At 70.3% G+C, this 16620-nt stretch carries 14 protein-coding genes; 10 read left to right on the top strand and 4 right to left on the bottom strand.

The window, feature by feature from the left end; genetic code table 11:
• Positions 1 to 22 precede the first annotated feature (22 nt).
• On the top strand, positions 23 to 340 hold the full coding sequence (locus D7X99_RS20730; protein ID WP_120596522.1) for a YbeD family protein: 318 nt from the start codon (positions 23 to 25) through the stop codon (positions 338 to 340).
• An 87-nt stretch (positions 341 to 427) separates the two neighbouring features.
• Positions 428 to 1189 carry a cyclopropane-fatty-acyl-phospholipid synthase family protein gene (locus D7X99_RS20725; protein ID WP_121779286.1) on the top strand — a complete coding sequence of 254 codons (762 nt, stop codon included), beginning with the start codon at positions 428 to 430 and terminating at the stop codon, positions 1187 to 1189.
• A gap of 63 nt (positions 1190 to 1252) precedes the next feature.
• Here the strand turns inward: D7X99_RS20725 and D7X99_RS20720 are convergent, their stop codons facing one another.
• A complete protein-coding gene (locus D7X99_RS20720) occupies positions 1253 to 2341 on the bottom strand; it encodes a diacylglycerol kinase family protein (RefSeq protein ID WP_121779285.1) in 1089 nt (362 codons plus the stop codon).
• A gap of 404 nt (positions 2342 to 2745) precedes the next feature.
• Between D7X99_RS20720 and dnaK the strand changes: the two genes are divergently transcribed.
• The 6 genes from dnaK (at position 2746) to D7X99_RS20690 (ending at position 11663) form a co-directional block, all read left to right on the top strand.
• Positions 2746 to 4659 (top strand): molecular chaperone DnaK, encoded by a 1914-nt coding sequence (gene dnaK, locus D7X99_RS20715; protein ID WP_121779324.1) that lies wholly within the window; start codon positions 2746 to 2748, stop codon positions 4657 to 4659.
• 219 nt (positions 4660 to 4878) lie between these two features.
• Positions 4879 to 5736 carry a hypothetical protein gene (locus D7X99_RS20710; protein ID WP_121779284.1) on the top strand — a complete coding sequence of 286 codons (858 nt, stop codon included), beginning with the start codon at positions 4879 to 4881 and terminating at the stop codon, positions 5734 to 5736.
• Between the two features lie 28 nt (positions 5737 to 5764).
• Positions 5765 to 6172 carry a thiol-disulfide oxidoreductase DCC family protein gene (locus tag D7X99_RS20705; RefSeq protein WP_120575124.1) on the top strand — a complete coding sequence of 136 codons (408 nt, stop codon included), beginning with the start codon at positions 5765 to 5767 and terminating at the stop codon, positions 6170 to 6172.
• A 54-nt stretch (positions 6173 to 6226) separates the two neighbouring features.
• The gene (locus D7X99_RS20700; protein ID WP_121779283.1) at positions 6227 to 8758 is read left to right on the top strand and encodes an AAA family ATPase; all 2532 of its coding nucleotides are present in this window, start codon (positions 6227 to 6229) and stop codon (positions 8756 to 8758) included.
• Between the two features lie 35 nt (positions 8759 to 8793).
• Positions 8794 to 11076, top strand: a complete 2283-nt coding sequence (locus tag D7X99_RS20695) for a vWA domain-containing protein (protein ID WP_121779282.1) — start codon at positions 8794 to 8796, stop codon at positions 11074 to 11076.
• Between the two features lie 17 nt (positions 11077 to 11093).
• A complete protein-coding gene (locus D7X99_RS20690; RefSeq protein WP_121779281.1) occupies positions 11094 to 11663 on the top strand; it encodes a PspA/IM30 family protein in 570 nt (189 codons plus the stop codon).
• 11 nt (positions 11664 to 11674) lie between these two features.
• Here the strand turns inward: D7X99_RS20690 and D7X99_RS20685 are convergent, their stop codons facing one another.
• Positions 11675 to 12556 (bottom strand): diadenylate cyclase, encoded by an 882-nt coding sequence (locus tag D7X99_RS20685; RefSeq protein ID WP_121779280.1) that lies wholly within the window; start codon positions 12554 to 12556, stop codon positions 11675 to 11677.
• Positions 12557 to 12682: 126 nt separating this feature from the next.
• On the opposite strand from D7X99_RS20685, the gene D7X99_RS20680 reads away from it, so the two are divergent.
• Positions 12683 to 13045 carry a TraR/DksA C4-type zinc finger protein gene (locus D7X99_RS20680; RefSeq protein ID WP_120564404.1) on the top strand — a complete coding sequence of 121 codons (363 nt, stop codon included), beginning with the start codon at positions 12683 to 12685 and terminating at the stop codon, positions 13043 to 13045.
• A 75-nt stretch (positions 13046 to 13120) separates the two neighbouring features.
• Here the strand turns inward: D7X99_RS20680 and D7X99_RS20675 are convergent, their stop codons facing one another.
• Positions 13121 to 13888 carry an FHA domain-containing protein gene (locus D7X99_RS20675; RefSeq protein WP_120596514.1) on the bottom strand — a complete coding sequence of 256 codons (768 nt, stop codon included), beginning with the start codon at positions 13886 to 13888 and terminating at the stop codon, positions 13121 to 13123.
• A gap of 111 nt (positions 13889 to 13999) precedes the next feature.
• Here D7X99_RS20675 and D7X99_RS20670 point away from each other — a divergent pair, with 111 nt between their 5' ends.
• Positions 14000 to 15676: a serine/threonine-protein kinase gene (locus D7X99_RS20670; protein WP_121779279.1), complete on the top strand. Its 1677-nt coding sequence runs from the start codon at positions 14000 to 14002 to the stop codon at positions 15674 to 15676.
• A gap of 58 nt (positions 15677 to 15734) precedes the next feature.
• Here D7X99_RS20670 and D7X99_RS20665 read toward each other — a convergent pair.
• The coding region (locus tag D7X99_RS20665; RefSeq protein WP_233613571.1) for an FHA domain-containing protein at positions 15735 to 16620 on the bottom strand (886 nt) is incomplete at its 5' end.

Below are 16620 nucleotides of genomic sequence, written 5' to 3'. Positions count from 1 at the left end.
CCGTGCCTGATAGAGACGAGTCATGACCCAGGACGGCACCGACAAGCCCGACGCCCCCGGCGAGGAGAAGAAGCCCCTCGTCGAGTACCCCTCCGTCTACGAGTACAAGGTGATGGGCAAGGCGACGGTCGAGGAGACGCCCGGCTTCGAGGAGCACGTGCGCTCGCTCTTCCGCCGGAAGCTGGGCTCGGAGGTCTCCCCGGACTCCATCCACGTGCAGCACAGCCGCAAGGGGAAGTTCGTGTCCCTGAGCGTGTCCGTGCTGCTGTTGTCCGAGGAGCAGCGCCGGGCCATCTACGCCGAGCTGCACCAGGATCCCCGCATCGTCTACTACCTGTGAGGCAGGCGGTGCGCGGGCGGATGCCCCAGGGCGCCCGGAGGCGGCCGGCGGCTGGAAGTCCGGCCGGGGTGCGTATATGAGGGTGGAATGAGTCCCGCTGAGCAATTCCCGCTGTACCACCCGCCGGGGGCGCAGCGCGCGTTCGGATCCGACGACGCCACGCGCCGCTTCGCCAAGGTGGCCCAGCTGGAGCAGGGCTCCCGAGTGCTGGTGCTCGGCTGTGGTCCGGAGGGCGGCGCCGCCGTGCTGCTGGCCCAGGAGCTCAAGTGCTCCGTGGTGGCCGTGGACACGGATGAGACCCTGGTGTCCCCCGTCCGCGAGCGCGTGCGCAGCCAGGGCCTGTCGGAGCGCATCGAAGTGCGCCGCGTGGCGCCGGACGCGCTGGGCATGCTGGACGGCCCCTTCCACGGCATCCTCGTGCCGGGGCGCGTGCAGTACCCGCTGGACGTGTCGCTGCGCGTGTTCCGCCCGCTGTTGGGCAAGCGCGGCCGCGTGGGCTTCACCTTCCCGGCGCGCGTGGGCCGCTTCACGCCCAAGCCCGTGCTGGACTTCTGGGAGAAGCGACTGGGCGCGCCGCTGCTGCTGCCGCGCGAGCTGCTCCAGGCGCTGGAGACCTCCGGCTTCGAGCCGGAGTCCGTGGAGTCGCTGCACGACACGGAGCTGGACGCGCTCTACAAGGACATGGAAGCGAACCTGCCGGAAGGCGCGTCGCCGGAGAGCGCCACCTTCCGCGAGGAGCTGGCCCTGCACCGCGAGCACAACCAGCGGCCGGGCGTCAGCTACGCGTTCGCGGTGGGCCGTCGCAAGGAACCGGGTGAGAAGCCCCCGGCGTCGCGCGACCGCGGCTGAGTCTGTCGGAGTCTTGATGCGTGGGGGAGGGCCCGAAGACTCCGGGCCCTTCAACCGCCGGGACTACTGCACGCCGTTGAAGTCGAGCAGCTCGATGGACTCGGGCGCCACGGACAGCGTGACCTGCTCGCGGTAGCCGGCCGCGTCGCCGCCGACCTGGAAGGGCATGGGGCGCGCGAAGCGGATGGTGACCTCGCGGGCGTGGAAGTCGTGCAGGCCTTCCGGAGCCCAGCGGCCGTTCCAGAGGCGGGGGAGGTTGGCCAGCACCTGCGTGGGCGACACCTGTCCCAGGCGCAGCTGTAGGAAGCCCCGGCGGTCATTCGCGTGGGGGAACATGCGGAAGCCGTAGCCGTAGAAGGGCATGGTGCCCGCGGCGGCCATCATCAGCTTGCCCCTGAAGAGCAGCGCGCCCGGCGCCAGCGGCCCGCCCACCGTCTGTCCTTCCGCGCCCAGGCGGTAGGCTTCAGACGGGCCGTTGACGACTTCGCACTCCACCAGCACGGAGCTGGTGAGGTAGTGCGGCACCGTCTTGAAGGCCACCGCGGAGAAGTAGCCGCCACCGCCGGACATGACCCGCTTGAACAGGCCCTTGCCCAGCGACTCCTTCACGGCGATGTAGTCGTTGAGCACCTTGCCATCCACGCCCAGGCCCGCGAAGGGCGCGCGCTGGCCGTCCACCTGCACCAGGTCCATGGTGCGCACGCTGGGGATTTCCGCCGCGCGGGCGCGCACCACGTCGTTGAGGATGCCGTCGCCCCGGGTGCTGGACGCGTTGACGAACGCCGCGATGCCGTTGCCCGTGCCCAGCTTGAGGATGCCGAAGCGCGGCGCGGTCTGGCCGGCGAACTTCCCGCGCGGGCCCACCTGCTGCAGCACCTCGTTGACGAAGCCCATGAAGGTGCCGTCGCCGCCGCCGGTGAAGACGGTGGGGTAGCCCCGCTCCAGCACCGTCTGCGCGATGCGCCGCGCGTCCAGCGGCGAGCGCGACAGGAACAGGTCCTCCTCCGGCACCACGTGCGACAGCAGCTTGACCACCCGGGCGTCCACCTTGCGGGCGTTCGCGTTCAGCAGCACCGCGACCTTCGGTTCGACGGACGGAAGCGCCGCGGGGGAGCGGCGGAAGTCCGTGGAACGCAGGGGCTGAACCAGCATGGACGACTCCAAAGGGGCGGGGAGCGGTATGACAGCGCTGACGCGGTTCGGACTGTGCACTTTTCTCGCCAACCCCTGACGCGTGGTGTCAGGCAGGCAGGTGGAAGTGATTCCGAGGGGTTGAACGGTCTGCTGGTGTCCAAAATGCCCGCCCGGTTGCTACCGCGGGGTGACGGCAGTGTAGAGCGCGTTACGCACCCGTGGCGCTCGGATGGCGTTCCGGTGACACGCGGCCGGCCGGGCCTGCGCACTGCGCTACGCAGCGGGCGTCATCACCTTTGCGCTGGGTGCCCGGGCCTACGGGAAACCCACCCTCGCGTTTGACACTCCGGGGGGGGTGGTTACGTTGGGCTTACATCGGGATTTCGCAGGAAAAACGCAGTCATTTCCAGAGGATGGGAACCGTGGGCAAGATTATCGGAATCGACCTGGGCACCACGAACAGCGTGGTGGCGATCATGGAGGGTCGCGAGCCCAAGGTCATCGTCAACGAAGAGGGAGCTCCCACCACGCCTTCGGTGGTCGCGTTCACGAAGGACGGGGAGCGCCTGGTCGGTCAGGTGGCGAAGCGCCAGGCCATCACCAACCCGGAGCAGACCGTCTACTCGGTGAAGCGCTTCATGGGCCGCCGTTTCGAGGAGACGACCGAGGAAGCGAAGCTCGTCCCCTACAAGGTGGGCCGTGGCCCCAACGGCGACGCGCGCGTGGACATCGCCGGCAAGCAGTACAGCGCGCCGGAGATCAGCGCGCAGGTGCTGCTGAAGCTCAAGCGCGCCGCGGAGAACTACCTGGGTGAGAAGGTGACGGAGGCGGTCATCACCGTCCCGGCGTACTTCAACGACGCCCAGCGCCAGGCCACCAAGGATGCCGGTGAGATCGCCGGTCTGACGGTGAAGCGCATCGTGAACGAGCCGACCGCGGCGGCGCTCGCGTACGGCATGGACAAGAAGAAGGATGAGAAGATCGCCGTCTACGACTTTGGCGGCGGCACCTTCGACGTGTCCATCCTGGAGGTGGGCGAGAACGTGGTGGACGTGCTCGCGACCAACGGCGACACGCACCTGGGCGGTGACAACATCGACCTGGAGATCATGAACTGGCTGATCAGCGAGTTCAAGAAGGACACCGGGCTCGACGTCAGCAAGGACAAGATGGTCATCCAGCGCCTGAAGGAGGCGGCGGAGAAGGCCAAGATCGAGCTGTCCAGCGCGACGCAGACGGAGATCAACCTGCCGTTCCTCACGGCGGACGCGTCGGGTCCGAAGCACCTGAACGTGAAGCTCACGCGCGCCAAGTTCGAGCAGATGATTGGCCCGCTGGTGGAGCGTTCGCTGGAGCCGTGTCGCAAGTGCCTGAAGGACGCGGGGCTGGACCCCAAGGAGCTCAACGAGATCGTCCTGGTGGGTGGCTCCACGCGCATCCCCATGGTGCAGGAGGCGGTGAAGAAGCTGTTCGGCAAGGAGCCGAACCGCTCCGTGAACCCCGACGAGGTCGTGGCGCTGGGCGCCGCGGTGCAGGCGGGCGTGCTCGGCGGCGAGGTGAAGGACATCCTCCTGCTGGACGTGACGCCGCTGTCCCTGGGCGTGGAGACGCTGGGCGGCGTGATGACGAAGCTCATCGAGCGCAACACCACCATCCCCACGCGCAAGTCGGAGACCTTCTCCACGGCGGCGGATGGCCAGACGCAGGTGGAGATCCACGTGATGCAGGGTGAGCGCGAGATGGCGGGCGACAACCGCAGCCTCGGCCGCTTCCACCTGACCGGCATGCCCCCGGCGCCGCGCGGCGTGCCGCAGATTGAAGTGACGTTCGACATCGACGCGAACGGCATCCTCAACGTCAACGCGAAGGACAAGGCGACCGGCAAGGAGCAGAAGGTCACCATCAGCCACTCGTCCGGCCTGTCGAAGGACGAAGTGACCAAGATGGTCGACGACGCGCGCAGCAACGAGTCCGCTGACAAGGCGCGCCGCGAGCTGGTCGAGGTGAAGAACCAGGCGGAGAGCCAGTCCTACGCCGCGGAGAAGATGATCAAGGAGAACAAGGACAAGCTCACCCCCGAGGTGGCGAAGGCCGTCGAGGACGGTGTCGCGGAGCTGAACTCCGTCCGCGAGGGGCAGGACAAGGACGCCATCAAGGCGGCCCTCGAGAAGCTCCAGCAGGCCAGCTACAAGGCGGCGGAGGAGATGTACCGGGCCACCGGCGGCGCGCCGGGCGCCACGCCTCCTCCGGGCGCCGAGCCCTCCGCGGCTCCGGGCTCCAGCGCCCAGCCGTCCGCGAAGGACGACGTGGTGGACGCCGAGTTCCGCCAGTCTTGACGCCGTGAGCCTCCCGCTCCGTGGCGGGGGCTGAAGTCCCAAGGGCCGGTGCTCCGACGAGGGGCGCCGGCCTTCTTCTTTTCTCCGCGGCGGTGGACGGGTGTGCCGGACGCGGGATGAGGGCTGGGAGCAACCCCGCGAATTCACGCGGGCGCGCGTGGCGGAGGCACTGCAAGGGGCGGGTGGGTTCCTCGCTGTCCACCACGAAGGTGTCCCGCCATGTCCCGCATCGACTCCCTGCTGTCCGGCGTCCTCCCCGACCTCGCCGCGCCCGAGGGCGCCTCGCTTCCCCTGGCCCCGCGTTTGGAGACGCCTTCACGGACGTCGGCTGCTCCGGCCAACTCCGTGGAGGTGTTTCGGGGGGCCGGTGCGCAGGCCACGACTCCCGCGCGGGCGCCGCAGGTGGCGCCCCGGGCGCGGGAGGGCAACGGCTTCGACTTCGGCGTGGGAGGCGCGTTCCCGCCGAAGCCCACGGGGTCCCTCCAGGAGCAGCTGAAGCAGGGCGCGCGGCTTCTGGAGCAGACCCAGGCCGCCGCCTTCAGCGTGACGTTGGACAAGGGCGCCTCGATGGATGCCTACGCGCGCAAGCAGCTGGGGCACCTGGACCCGAGCCCGCCGATTGCTGGCGCTCCCACGGCGCTCACCGACTACACCAGCACCATCCCCGGTGTGTCCGCGAGGGACGCCTTCGAGGCCTTCGTCCGCAACCCGGAGCTGCTCTTCGGGGCGGCGGGCATCTCGCTGCGGCCGGCTGCGAGCGCGCTGACGGACGGCGCCCGGCTGTTCCTGGAGGAGCAGGGTCCGCCGCCGGTGTGGGCGCCCATCGCCGTGAAGCTCAACGAGACGGAGCGCGTCGTCCACATCACCACGCTGGACGGACACCCGCTGCGCGGCACCAACCAGTTCGTCTTCGACGACGATGGCAGTGGCGGCACGCGCATCCGACAGTACTCGGCCTTCCAGGGCAGCTCCCCGGCGACGTCGGTGGGCATGGCGCTGATGGATCCTATTGAACGGCAACATGACATCTGGCGCAGCGTGCACGGACAACTGCATGAGATGCTCAAGCCGCGTTGACATACTGGGCGCAAGGGGACGCTGACGCATGACGACGCTCCAGACGACACCGCCGGGACATGACGTGGTGCTCTACGACAGCCACTGCCGCGTCTGCAGCGGCGCCGCGCGGGAGATGCGCAAGGTGGTGGGCGGGCAGGGCACGCGGCTGCTCTCGTTCCGCGACGAGGGCGTCCTGGACGCTTTCCCGGGGGTGAGCTTCGAGCGCTGCGAGAAGGCCATGCAGCTCATCCAGGCGGACGGCCGCGTCCTTGAAGGAGCGGAGGCCATTGTCCGCGCGCTGGGCCGGCGGCCGTTGGGGCGGCTGCTCTACGTGTACTACGTGCCGGGCTTAAGGCAGCTGGCGGACGCGGTGTATGGGGTGGTGGCCCGCTACCGCTTCCGCATCGCGGGTCGCAACTGCCCCGACGGGGCCTGCGCGGTGCACTTCAAATAGGGGGAGGGGCGCGGGTAGCATGCGGCCTTCCCCGCATCCTCCTCTGGCCCTTTAGTGACTTCGCCTCCTCCCAACCTGCAGGCCGCCCAGTCCTTTCGCCGCTTCTTCGGGGAGCTGAGAGAGACGTACCTGGAGCGGGAAACGCTGTTCACGCAGATTGAGCTGGCGCTGCTCTGCCGCGAGCACGTGCTGGTGGTGGGGCCGCCCGGGACGGCGAAGAGCGCCGTCGCCAGCGCCGTCCTGGGGCGCATCACCGACGAGGTGTCCGGGCTGCCGTCGCTGTTCTCCAAGCAGATCGCGGAGACGACGCTGCAGACGGACCTCATCGGTCCGGTGGACTTCAAGGTGCTCACGGAGACGGGGCGCACCGAGTACCTCACCGACGAGGGCATGCTGGGCGCGGTGCACGCGTTCCTGGACGAAGTCTTCGACGGCCGGGACATGCTGCTGCGCTCCATCCTCAACGTGATGTACGAGCGGGAGCTGAAGCACGGACGCAAGGTGACGGCCGGCCGCACCGAGTGCGTGGTGATGACGAGCAACCGGTACCTCACGGAGGTGCTCGCGCGCTCGCCGGAGCTGCTCCTGGCGTTCGCGGACCGGTTGAGCTTCATCAGCTTCGTGCCCAAGGCCTTCGCCCGGCGGGAGAGCCGGGCCGCCATGCTGCACCGTTTCGTGCACGGGACGCGGCCGGACCTGCGCGCCACGCTGACGCTCCAGCAGTTGGATCTGCTCCAGGACGCGGTGGCCCAGGTGAAGGTGCCCGGACACGTGCTGGAGGGCGTGGAGATGCTCACGGACGCGCTGGAGCGCGCGCTCGTGGCGCAGGTGTCGAAGCTGCCGGACTACGTGCCCACGAAGTACTTCTCCCAGCGTTCGGTGGTGAAGGCGCTCTGGACGTTGAAGGCCGCGGTGGTGCGCGATCAGATCTATCGCCGTCCGGACCGGCCGCTCGAAGCGACGGTGGAGGACCTGGACGCGCTGCGCTGGTTCTTCCTCCTGGGCGGTCCTCCCGCGGCGGAGGCGGACGCGCTGCTCAAGGCGGCGGTGGACCCTCGTGAGCGGGCGCAGTTGGAGATCGTCCGGCTGGAGCAGCGCACCTTCGATGAGGTGCTGGGCAAGGTGCGGCAGGAGCTGGGCGGTGGCGTGGAGCGCGAGGCGACGACGCTCGCGGCCGCCGATGACGTGAACGCCGCGGAGGGCCTGAGCCGCAACTGGCAGGCGGGCGTGGTGTCCACCACCGCGCGCGGCGTGCTGGGAAAGCTGGTGCCCGGGCCGCGCCACGGACAGAACCGGGCGCCGCTGCTGGTGGCGGCGCGTGCGTTGGTGGCTGCCCTGGAGCAGCGGTTGTCGCGGGGCATGACGGCGGGGCAGGGGGAAGGGCGCGGCGGCGTGGCGTTGCTCATCGCCATCCGCGACGTCCTGGAGCTGAGCCGGTCGGTTGCGGAGCTGAAGCCGAGCTACCCCACGCTGTGCGAGTCGGCCGCGCGGTTCCTGGAGCAGGCGCTGGAGATGAGCGCGTCCGCGGCGGAGGGGCTCGCGTTCGAGGACAGCGTCAAGATGGAGTGGCTGGTCGGGCTCGCGGAGAACCTGGAGGAGGAGCTGGGTGTGATGGGCTCGCTGGCGGCGATGCTCAGCGAGGCCGTGCCCTCCCTCCACGAACGGCTGCGTGACGCGGACAAGGACACGCGCCGCCGGGTGGTGGCCGCGCTCCGGCGCCGGGTGTCGGCGGCGTTCCCCGCGCAGGCGCCCCGGGGCCGCAAGGATCCGCTGGATGCGCTGTCCGCGGACTCGCGGCGGCTCACCCAGTTGGAGAACGCCCTGACGGCGTTGGATCCGTCCCAGGCGGGGTTGAAGCAGGAACTGCTCCGGCCGCTGAGTGTGGCGTACGCGCGCGAGGTGCTGGGCGCGACCCCGTTCGAGCGCATCGAGCAGTACGGCCGCGCGGTGCAGGCGGTTGCGGAGAACCTGCGGCGCGAGGGTGTGATGGCGGAGCCGGTGCTCGCCGAGTGCCGCGACCTGATGGAGAACCGCCTCCGGGAGCATGCCCGGGTGCTGTCTCGCGAGGTGGCCAGCCCGCCTCCGGCCCCGAACGCCGTGCTCAATGGCGACGCGTACACCTACTACCGGGGCGAGCTGTCCGCGCAGGCCCCCGACGGCGAGCTGACCGCGCTCGTGGGCCTGGACGGCCAGCTGATGGCGGCACGCCCTCCGTCCTCGTCCGCGTTCCTCTCCGACACGGTCCGCGCGGCCGTGGCCGAGGCGGAGCTGTCCTTCCTCCAGTCGCGCATCAAGTACCTGCGCAGCTGGCTGACCCAGCTGTTGTCCGCGCTGCCCGCCCCGGAGGCGCTCAACGGCCGTGCCGACGCGGAGCGCACCTTCGAGCGGCTGGTGCGCAGCCGCTTCCCCCAGCTCGCGCTCAAGGAGGGCGAAATGGTGAGGCTCAAGGCCACGCTGGGCATGCTGGAGACGCTCCCGGGCGAACTGGGAGAGAGCGCGCGCAAGCTGTCCGCCCAGCTTCGCGGCATCGACGAGGACTTCGGACGCTTCAGCCGGCAGGTGCTGGAGCGGCGGACCGCGCCGTGAGCGCCGGGGCCATGCTCGGAAGGCGGCGCTGAGACGTGCTGGCGCGTCGGCTCACTCCCCTGCGGCAGCGCCTGGATGCGCTCCGCCAGCCCGTGGCGGCCCGTGGCGGCCCGTGGTCCTGGCCCTTCGGCCGCAAGCTGAAGGGGCTGGAGGACATGGGCCTGCCGGTGCTCGTGGCGCTCGACCGCGAGTTGGATCGCGTGGGCGTCCACACCGCCGCGGATGCCCGGCTGTTGCTCGCGCTGGGTACCCAGCGGGGCAGGGCGGGGGTACTCGCGCAGGGGCTCGCGACGCGCGCGAACCAGGCCCTGGAGGAGTACGAGGAGTGCCTGCGCCTGGTGGAGAAGGCGCACCGCTCCGGGGAGATACCTTCGGGAGCCCTCACCGCGCTGGACCGTGGCTTCGTGCGGTTGGCCCGCGCGGTGAAAGTGGCGGATCTCTTCAGCCGGCCACTGGAGGCTCAGGGCGGTGAGGACGCGCCGTTCGAGATCTTCGAACGCCCGGCTGGGACGACCCGGGAGCGGCCTCCCGCGAATGCGCGTTTGGCCATCGCGGAGCTGCTGGCCGCTCGTGCTCGGGACAACGTCATCGACCTGGTGCAGAAGCGGCGCGACCTGGACCTGGCCCACGAGATGCTGCTGCGCCTGGGCACCACGGACGCGGACCGCGCGCGGAGCATGGCGCTGCGCAACGACGTGGCGGAGGCTCGCGAGCGGGTGCGCGAGGTGCCACCCACGCGCTCCTTGGAGGCGCTGGTGCGCGGCGTGCGGAAGGCCGCCCAGGAGGATCCCCGGGAGGCCTATCGGTCGTTGCAGGGCCTCTATGAGCGCGCCATCGAAGCGGGAGACGCGGAGCTGGCCTCGGCGGCCCGGCGCGCACTGACGCCGTTGCTTCCCCCGGAGTCCCGGCTGACGCGGATGGTGGAGGACGCGGAGGCGGGCGTGCGGCTCCAGTGGCTGGGGGAGGCGGATGCCGAGGCCGACTCCGGACGCGAGGCGGAAGACGCACCGGACGAGCAGCTCGCGGACCTGGCGTTCTCCCTGAAGCCGGAACAGCTGGCCACGTTCGACCTGGCGGCGGGGTGCGCGCGCTACTTCGACGTGGAGGACGCGCTGTCGGAGGAGATCGTCGACAAGGACGCCGCCGCCGTGCGGGCCGTCCCGCGCCAGGTGCCTTATCCGACGCAGACGATGTCGTTCTCCACGACGGGCAGCCTGGATGAGGTCCACCACTTCGTCATCACGGATCCACGGCGTCTGCTCCAGGACCTCGCGGGGCACCGGCAGCTCGTGCGCACGTACCTGGACGACGCGCCGCCCCCCAAGCCGCGCAAGGTGAAGCGCACCGCCGTGCGCGTCTACGTCTGTGACGCCTCTGGCTCCATGCACGGCGCGCGGGCGCGCTTCCGTGACGCGTTGATCATCGCGGAGCTGAACAACCTGCGCGTGAAGGCGCGGCGCGAAGAGAACTTTGATCCGCTCTACTTCAGCTTCTTCAACGACGTGCCCACGGAGCTGGCCCGCGTGGACACCGCCGCGGAGGCGACCCGGCAGATTGAGAAGCTCTTCCGGGACTCGCCCGCGGAGGGGCAGACGGACATCTCGCTGGCCCTCCTGTCCGCCTTCGACTCCATCCGCGCCGCGCAGGGGCGCGACCCGTACCTCGCGCGCGCCACGGTGGTGCTCATCACCGACGGCGAGGACCGCGTGGACCTGGACCTCATCCGCCGCACGCGCGCGCCCATGGGCGCCTTGGACATCGCGCTGAGCTTCATCTCACTGGGCGAGGAGAACCCGGACCTCAAGTCCCTGGTGCTGGAGCAGCGCGCCGCTGGAGGCCGCGCCTTCTACCACCCGCTCTCCGACGAGGAGATCCGCTGGGCGCGCACGGAGTTCGACACGCCCTGGCGCACGCTCCTGCCTCGCGACGTGCCGGCCTCGCTGGAGGCCCTGGAGGCCCTGGCCCCGCACCTGGACGCGCTGGAGGCGGTGGCGGCGGGTCGCGCACCCGGGGCGGGCGTCGCCGTGGAGGCCTCGTTCGACGCGCTCTTCCCGTCCACTCCCGCGGCGTCCACCGTGCCGGAGACCCCCGGTGCGGAGCTGGTGGCGCGGGTGGCTGACATACTGGAGGCGGTGGGCGAGGCCGCGTCGCTCGCCTCCGCGGACCGGCGCGCGACGGAGAGCGTGGTGCTCCTGCAGCACCTGCTGTCCGTCTACGGACTCACGCCCGCGCGCTACCTGGCCGTGCTGTCCGGCGGAGGGCGTCCGGTGGCCGAGGCGTTGGAACGGGTGCGGTTGCTCTGCCGCCCGTTCGGGTAGGCTTCAAGGCACGCGCCATGTTCGGCTTCCTCAAACGCAAGAAGACACCCGCGGCGCCCGTGGACCCGTTGGCCACGTTCGACCGGCTCATCGAGGACCTGGAGCGTCAGGCGGCCGAGGTGCGCAAGTCCGCCGCCACGCTGCTGGCCCTCAAGGGCGAACTCTCCCGGGGAGTGACGCGCTACACAGCCCGCCTGGGCGACATCGCCGGACGGCGTCAGACGGCGCATGACCGGGGGGACGCGAAGGGCGTGGGCGTGCTGGAGCGCGACCGCGTGCAGACCGAACGCCTGTTGGAATCCACGCGGGAATCGCTGCGGCGCGCGGAGCGGGATTCGGCGCTGCTGCTCGGCGCGGCTGGCGAGCTGGGCGAGCGCGTGGCGGACCTGCGTATCGAGCGGGAGAGCGCGTCCGCGCGCATGGCCGCGGGAGGCGTCGTCACGGAAGCGCTGCGCGAGCAGGTGGAGCGCTTCGACCGGGTGATGGCGCTGGATGCGGCGCGCGACGAGGTGGAGAAGGCACACGCCCTGGCGGACATCTACCGCGAGGAGCACCCACCCCACGCCGCGCCCGAGCGCGTGAAGTAGGGCAAGGGCGCTCAGGTCCGCCGCGCCGTCTGGTGCAGCTCCAGCACGATGTTGCCGCCCTTGAAGAGCCGCACCGCGCCAGAGGTCTGGCTCACCGTGAGCGCGATGCAGTGGGTGGAGGACGTGATGCCCGCGGAGGCCGCGTGGCGCGCTCCCAGACCCAGGGGAATCTTCACCGTGTCGTCGTTGGCGGACAGGTAGCGGCCCGCGGCCAGCACCACGCCGTCCTCGCGGATGACGAACGCGCCGTCCAGCACGGAGAAGTTCTTGATGGCGTCGCGAATCTTCGGGTCGAGCACGTTGCGCTCGGACTCCGACAGTCCCTGGAACGGGTTGATGGTGAGCTGCCGGCTCTTCTCCAGCACGCTCGTGTGGTCGCCAATCGTGATGATGGTCCCGATGGGGTGGCCCTCGAAGCCCTCCTGCCCAATCTGGAGCGCCAGTTGAATCAGCGCGTCCACCACCTGCGAGTTGAACTCCTCGCCCAGCTTCACGCCCTCGATGGCCAGCCGGTCGTCCAGCGATCCGCCGATGCGCATCTGCATCAGCATGTCCGGAGCGCGGCCTACCTTTCCCGTCATGCAGAGCACGAGGTCGCTTTCCTTGAACGCTCCCTGGGACAGCGCGGAGACGAGCGCCACCTTCACGCGCTCCGTGCGCGAGTAGTCATACGCGGGGATGACGAGCGCGCGGGCCTTCTTGCGCAGGAGCTCCTGCGCCAGCGGCTCCAAGGTCACCGCGTACACCAGCTTCTTGCGCGCGGGCTTACCCCGGAGGTCGTCCGGCGAAATGGGCGTGTCGCAGATGTAGAGGAAGTGGTCGACGTCGCTTTTGGCGGCCAGGGAAAGCGCCGAGCGCAAGAATTCCCGATCGAACTTCGTGTTGTCGCTCAAGGCGCCCCTCGTGCACCCACGTTTTTAAAGCAGGTCAGCTTGACACTGGGAACTGCATGAATAAAGCTTTCGGGCCCTTTTTTTCGGGGTCAGGCCCCCTCTACCCGTCCAACGGAGCCGCAGGCTGTGAACCAGAAAGATCTCAAGCGTTACAAGAAGATGCTCGAGGACAGCAAAACGAGCCTGCTCGAAAGCGCGAAGAAGACCCTGGTGGAGGAATCGTCCTTTGACACGGACGACCTGCCTGACGAAATCGACCAGGCCGCTTCCGAGTACACCCAGTCCATGGTCTTCCGTCTGAGGGACCGCGAGAAGTTCCTCCTGCAGAAGATTGATGGCGCGCTCAAGCGCGTGGAGGACGGCACCTTCGGCATCTGCGAGCGCTGCGAGGAGGACATCTCCCCCAAGCGTCTGGATGCGCGTCCGGTGACGACGCTCTGCATCCGCTGCAAGGAAGAGCAGGAGAAGAAGGAGAAGTCCTACGGCTAAAGGCCGTGGCTTCACCGGGCCGCACGGGGCTCCCTGCCCGTGCGGTCCGCGCCTCTTGAGCGAAGGGCAGCCGCTTCAGGCCGCCGCGGGCTGGATTTCCACCCGCAGCAGCTGACGGCCGATGAGGAAGTGGTCGCCGTTGTCGACGAAGGTCGGCCCCGCCAGGCGGATGAAGGTGCCGTTGGATGAGCCGACGTCGCGCACCATCAGCCGGTCCCCGCGCACCTGCAGCAGCGCATGCCGCCCGGACACGAAGCCATCCGTGGGGAAGGCGATGTCGCCCTGCTCACGACCCAGCAGGTTGTCGCCGTCCTTGAGCGGGAAGGCCGCGCCGCGCAGGCCGCCCTCCAGCAACTGGATGAGCCGCAGCCGGTAGCCGGGATCCGGAGAGCCCCAGACCTGCGTGCCGCCAGGCCCCAACGCCGCGGCGGAGATGGGCTCCAGCACCATGCGCTGACGACCCAGGCGCAGCTCACCGCCGGCGGGCAGCTCTCGCTCATTGCGCAGGCGCACGAAGACGCCGTTGGCGCCGCCCACGTCCTCGATGGCGAGGCGGGCGCCGGAGAAGAAGAAGCGCGCCTGCACGGGCATGATGAACGGGTCGTCGTTGAGCGCGATGTCCGCCTGCTGTCCGCAGGTGAGGGTGTCGCGCTGCATGCGCACGAGCGCTTCAGGGCCGCCGTCCGCGCGCACCACGCGGATGGACACCTGTGGGCGCGACGAGATGTGCGCCACGGCCATCACCATGGTTCCGGAGCGCAGCGCCGAGCCGCAAGCTCGGCAGACAGTGGCATCCCGGGAATTCTCGGTGTCACAGCGGGGGCAATAGTCCACGGCGTCCATGCGAGCTTCCCTTCTAGCAGGCCCGCGCCGCGTTGGGGGGCCGGACAGCGTACGGCTTGCCCCCACCCGAGGGGCATGGTGAAGTCCCGGCCCCACTGACTGGACGCTGACGTGTACTGCCCTTCCTGCGGCGCCGACGCCGAAGACTCTTCCCGTTACTGCCCTGCCTGCGGCGCGACGCTCCTGCGCTCGGCGGAGGGCGGCGACGAATACGTGGGCAAGACGATTGCCTCCAAGTACCGGGTGGAAGCCCTCATCGGCGAGGGCGGCATGGGCAAGGTGTACCGCGCCCGGCAGCTCGCGCTGGACAAGGTGGTGGTGCTGAAGGTGCTGCGCCACACGCTGCTGTCGGACGAGCGCACCGTCGCGCGCTTCCAGCGCGAGGCCAAGGCCGCCAGCCGTTTGAACCACCCCAACTCCATCAGCGTGCTGGACTTCGGCCAGGCCGACGACGGCGCGCTCTTCATCGCGATGGAGTACGTGGCCGGGCAGGACCTGCATCAGATCCTCAGCCGCGAGTGGCCGCTGGGCGAGGCGCGCGTGGTGCGCATCGCCCTCCAGATCCTGAGCGCGCTGTCGGACGCGCACGGCGCGGGCGTCATCCACCGGGACCTCAAGCCCGAAAACATCATGGTGGAGCAGCGCCGCAACGAGCCGGACTTCGTGAAGGTGCTGGACTTCGGCATCGCGAAGATCACCGACTCGCAGGATGAAGGCCCGGCCCTCACGCGCGCGGGCTTCGTGTGCGGCACCCCCGAGTACATGTCGCCGGAGCAGGCGCGGGGCGCGGTGTTGGATCACCGCTCGGACCTGTACGCGGTGGGCGTCATCCTCTACCAGCTGACGACGGGCCTGCTCCCCTTCGAGTCCGACTCGGCGGTGGGCTTCGCCACCAAGCACCTCACCGAGGAGCCGCCCCCGCCCACGCGCCGCCGTCCGGACGCGCGCATCTCCCCGGGCATGGAGCGGCTGATCCTCCGCGTCCTGTCCAAGGACCCGGATGACCGGCCGGCCAACGCCGGGGCCTTCAAGGCGGAGCTGCTCGCCGTCGACAAGGAGCGCCGTCGCGGAGGGGCCGCCGCCAACGACACGGGCGGGCGCCGTCCCCAGGCCTCTGGCGTGCTGGCCCCCATCCCGCGCAAGTCGCAGGCCGCGCAAAACTCCGCCCGCAACAACACGGCCTGGAACGACGTGACGGTGGAAGCCACCGTGCAGGGCCTGCCGCATTCGCGCACCCCTGTCTCCGAGGAGTCCACGCTCGCGCAGGAAGGCACCCGGACCTCCGTGGTCGCGCCCGCCTCCGGTGGCGGCGACGGCATCATCCTCTTCTTCAAGGCGCTCACCACCGTGCTGGTGCTGGGGGCGGTGGGCTTCTTCGTCTACTACTTCGGCATTGGCGCGGGCAGCGGCTCCGAGGGGAACCAGTACGTGGCGCCGCCCAACGCGCCCCGGCTGCTCACCTCCGGTTCGGATCAGCCGGACTACCTGCGGCAGATCCCCAGCAACGCGCGCAACGTGGACAAGGCGCGCAAGCTGACGCAGGACGGGGACCGCGACGTGATGGCCGGGGAGCTGGGCCGCGCGACCTCCAGCTACAAGGAGGCCTTCAACTTCAACCCGGAAGCGGAGCTGGCCCTCAAGCTGGGTGAGCTGTACTGGCAGCGCGACAACACGGACGAGGCCCGCGGTTGGTGGGTGCGCCACCTGACCGACATGCCGGACTCGCGTGCGCGCGCGTACATCGAAGTCCGGCTCGGCAGCCCGGTGGCGCGTCCCTCGTCGCCCTGATTGCCGGTAGTACCCGGTTCGGCCCGCCTCGGCCCGGTGCCGCGCGGGCCGCTTCCCGTCAGCCCAGCGTTTCGACCTGCATGACGTGCTGGCCCAGGCGGACGCGGTCGCCCGGACGCAGGGGCCGCTCCGTCGCGGGCGGGATGCGCACGAAGGTGCCCAGGCCGCCAGAGAGGTCGCGCAGCATCGCGCCGGTCGCCGTGGGGCTCAGCTCGCAGTGCCGGCCGGCGAGCCCCTCGTCGTTCGGGTACGCCAGGTCGCAGTGGGCCTGTCCAATGGTGAGCAGCGCCGCGGCCGTCACCACCGCGCGGCCCGCCCTGCCACCCATGTGAACCTCTTCCACTCCGTACAGCGCCTGGCCGAGCGGCACGGGCGAACCATACGCGGTGGGCCGGCCCGACACGGGCGAGGGGGCTTCCACGCGGCCGGTGAAGCGGAACAGCCGCTGGCCGGCGCTGAAGAGGGCGCGCGGCGCGAGCGGTTCCGTGCCGGCGAAGGTGACGTAGACGCCCGACGCGCTCGACTCGTCGCGCACGTAGAGGGCGCCGTCCTTCACCAGGAAGGTGGCGTGCAGCGGCGACACGAAGACGTCGTCCGGGAAGAGGATGGCGCCGCGCTGGCGGCCCACCACGCAGCCCGTCACCGGCAGCTTGTAGCGCTGGCCGCGCGTCGTCCCGGCGATCACCGCCAGCCCGAAGCGCGACGCCACCGGCGGGGGACGCGCCGTGGCGCCCGTCGTCGCGGGGGGCGTGCCTGCCGGAACCGGCGCCGTGGCACCCGTACCGCCGCGAGGGGGCAGGGCGTTGTCCGGCACGGGCGGAGGCGGGCGGGTGTTCGCGGGCGGCAGGGCCGGCCCGTAGCCCGCTCGGGGAGGAGGCGGCGTCCCCGTGGCCGGCGGCGCGGCCCGGCGGGCCTCCACCATCAGCCCCTGGGCGGCGGTGGGC

This window comes from Corallococcus sp. AB032C, assembly GCF_003668935.1.
GTDB lineage: Bacteria > Myxococcota > Myxococcia > Myxococcales > Myxococcaceae > Corallococcus > Corallococcus exiguus.
The sequence above is the reverse complement of the archived record's forward strand: the minus strand, read 5'-3'. Positions and strand labels throughout refer to the sequence as shown.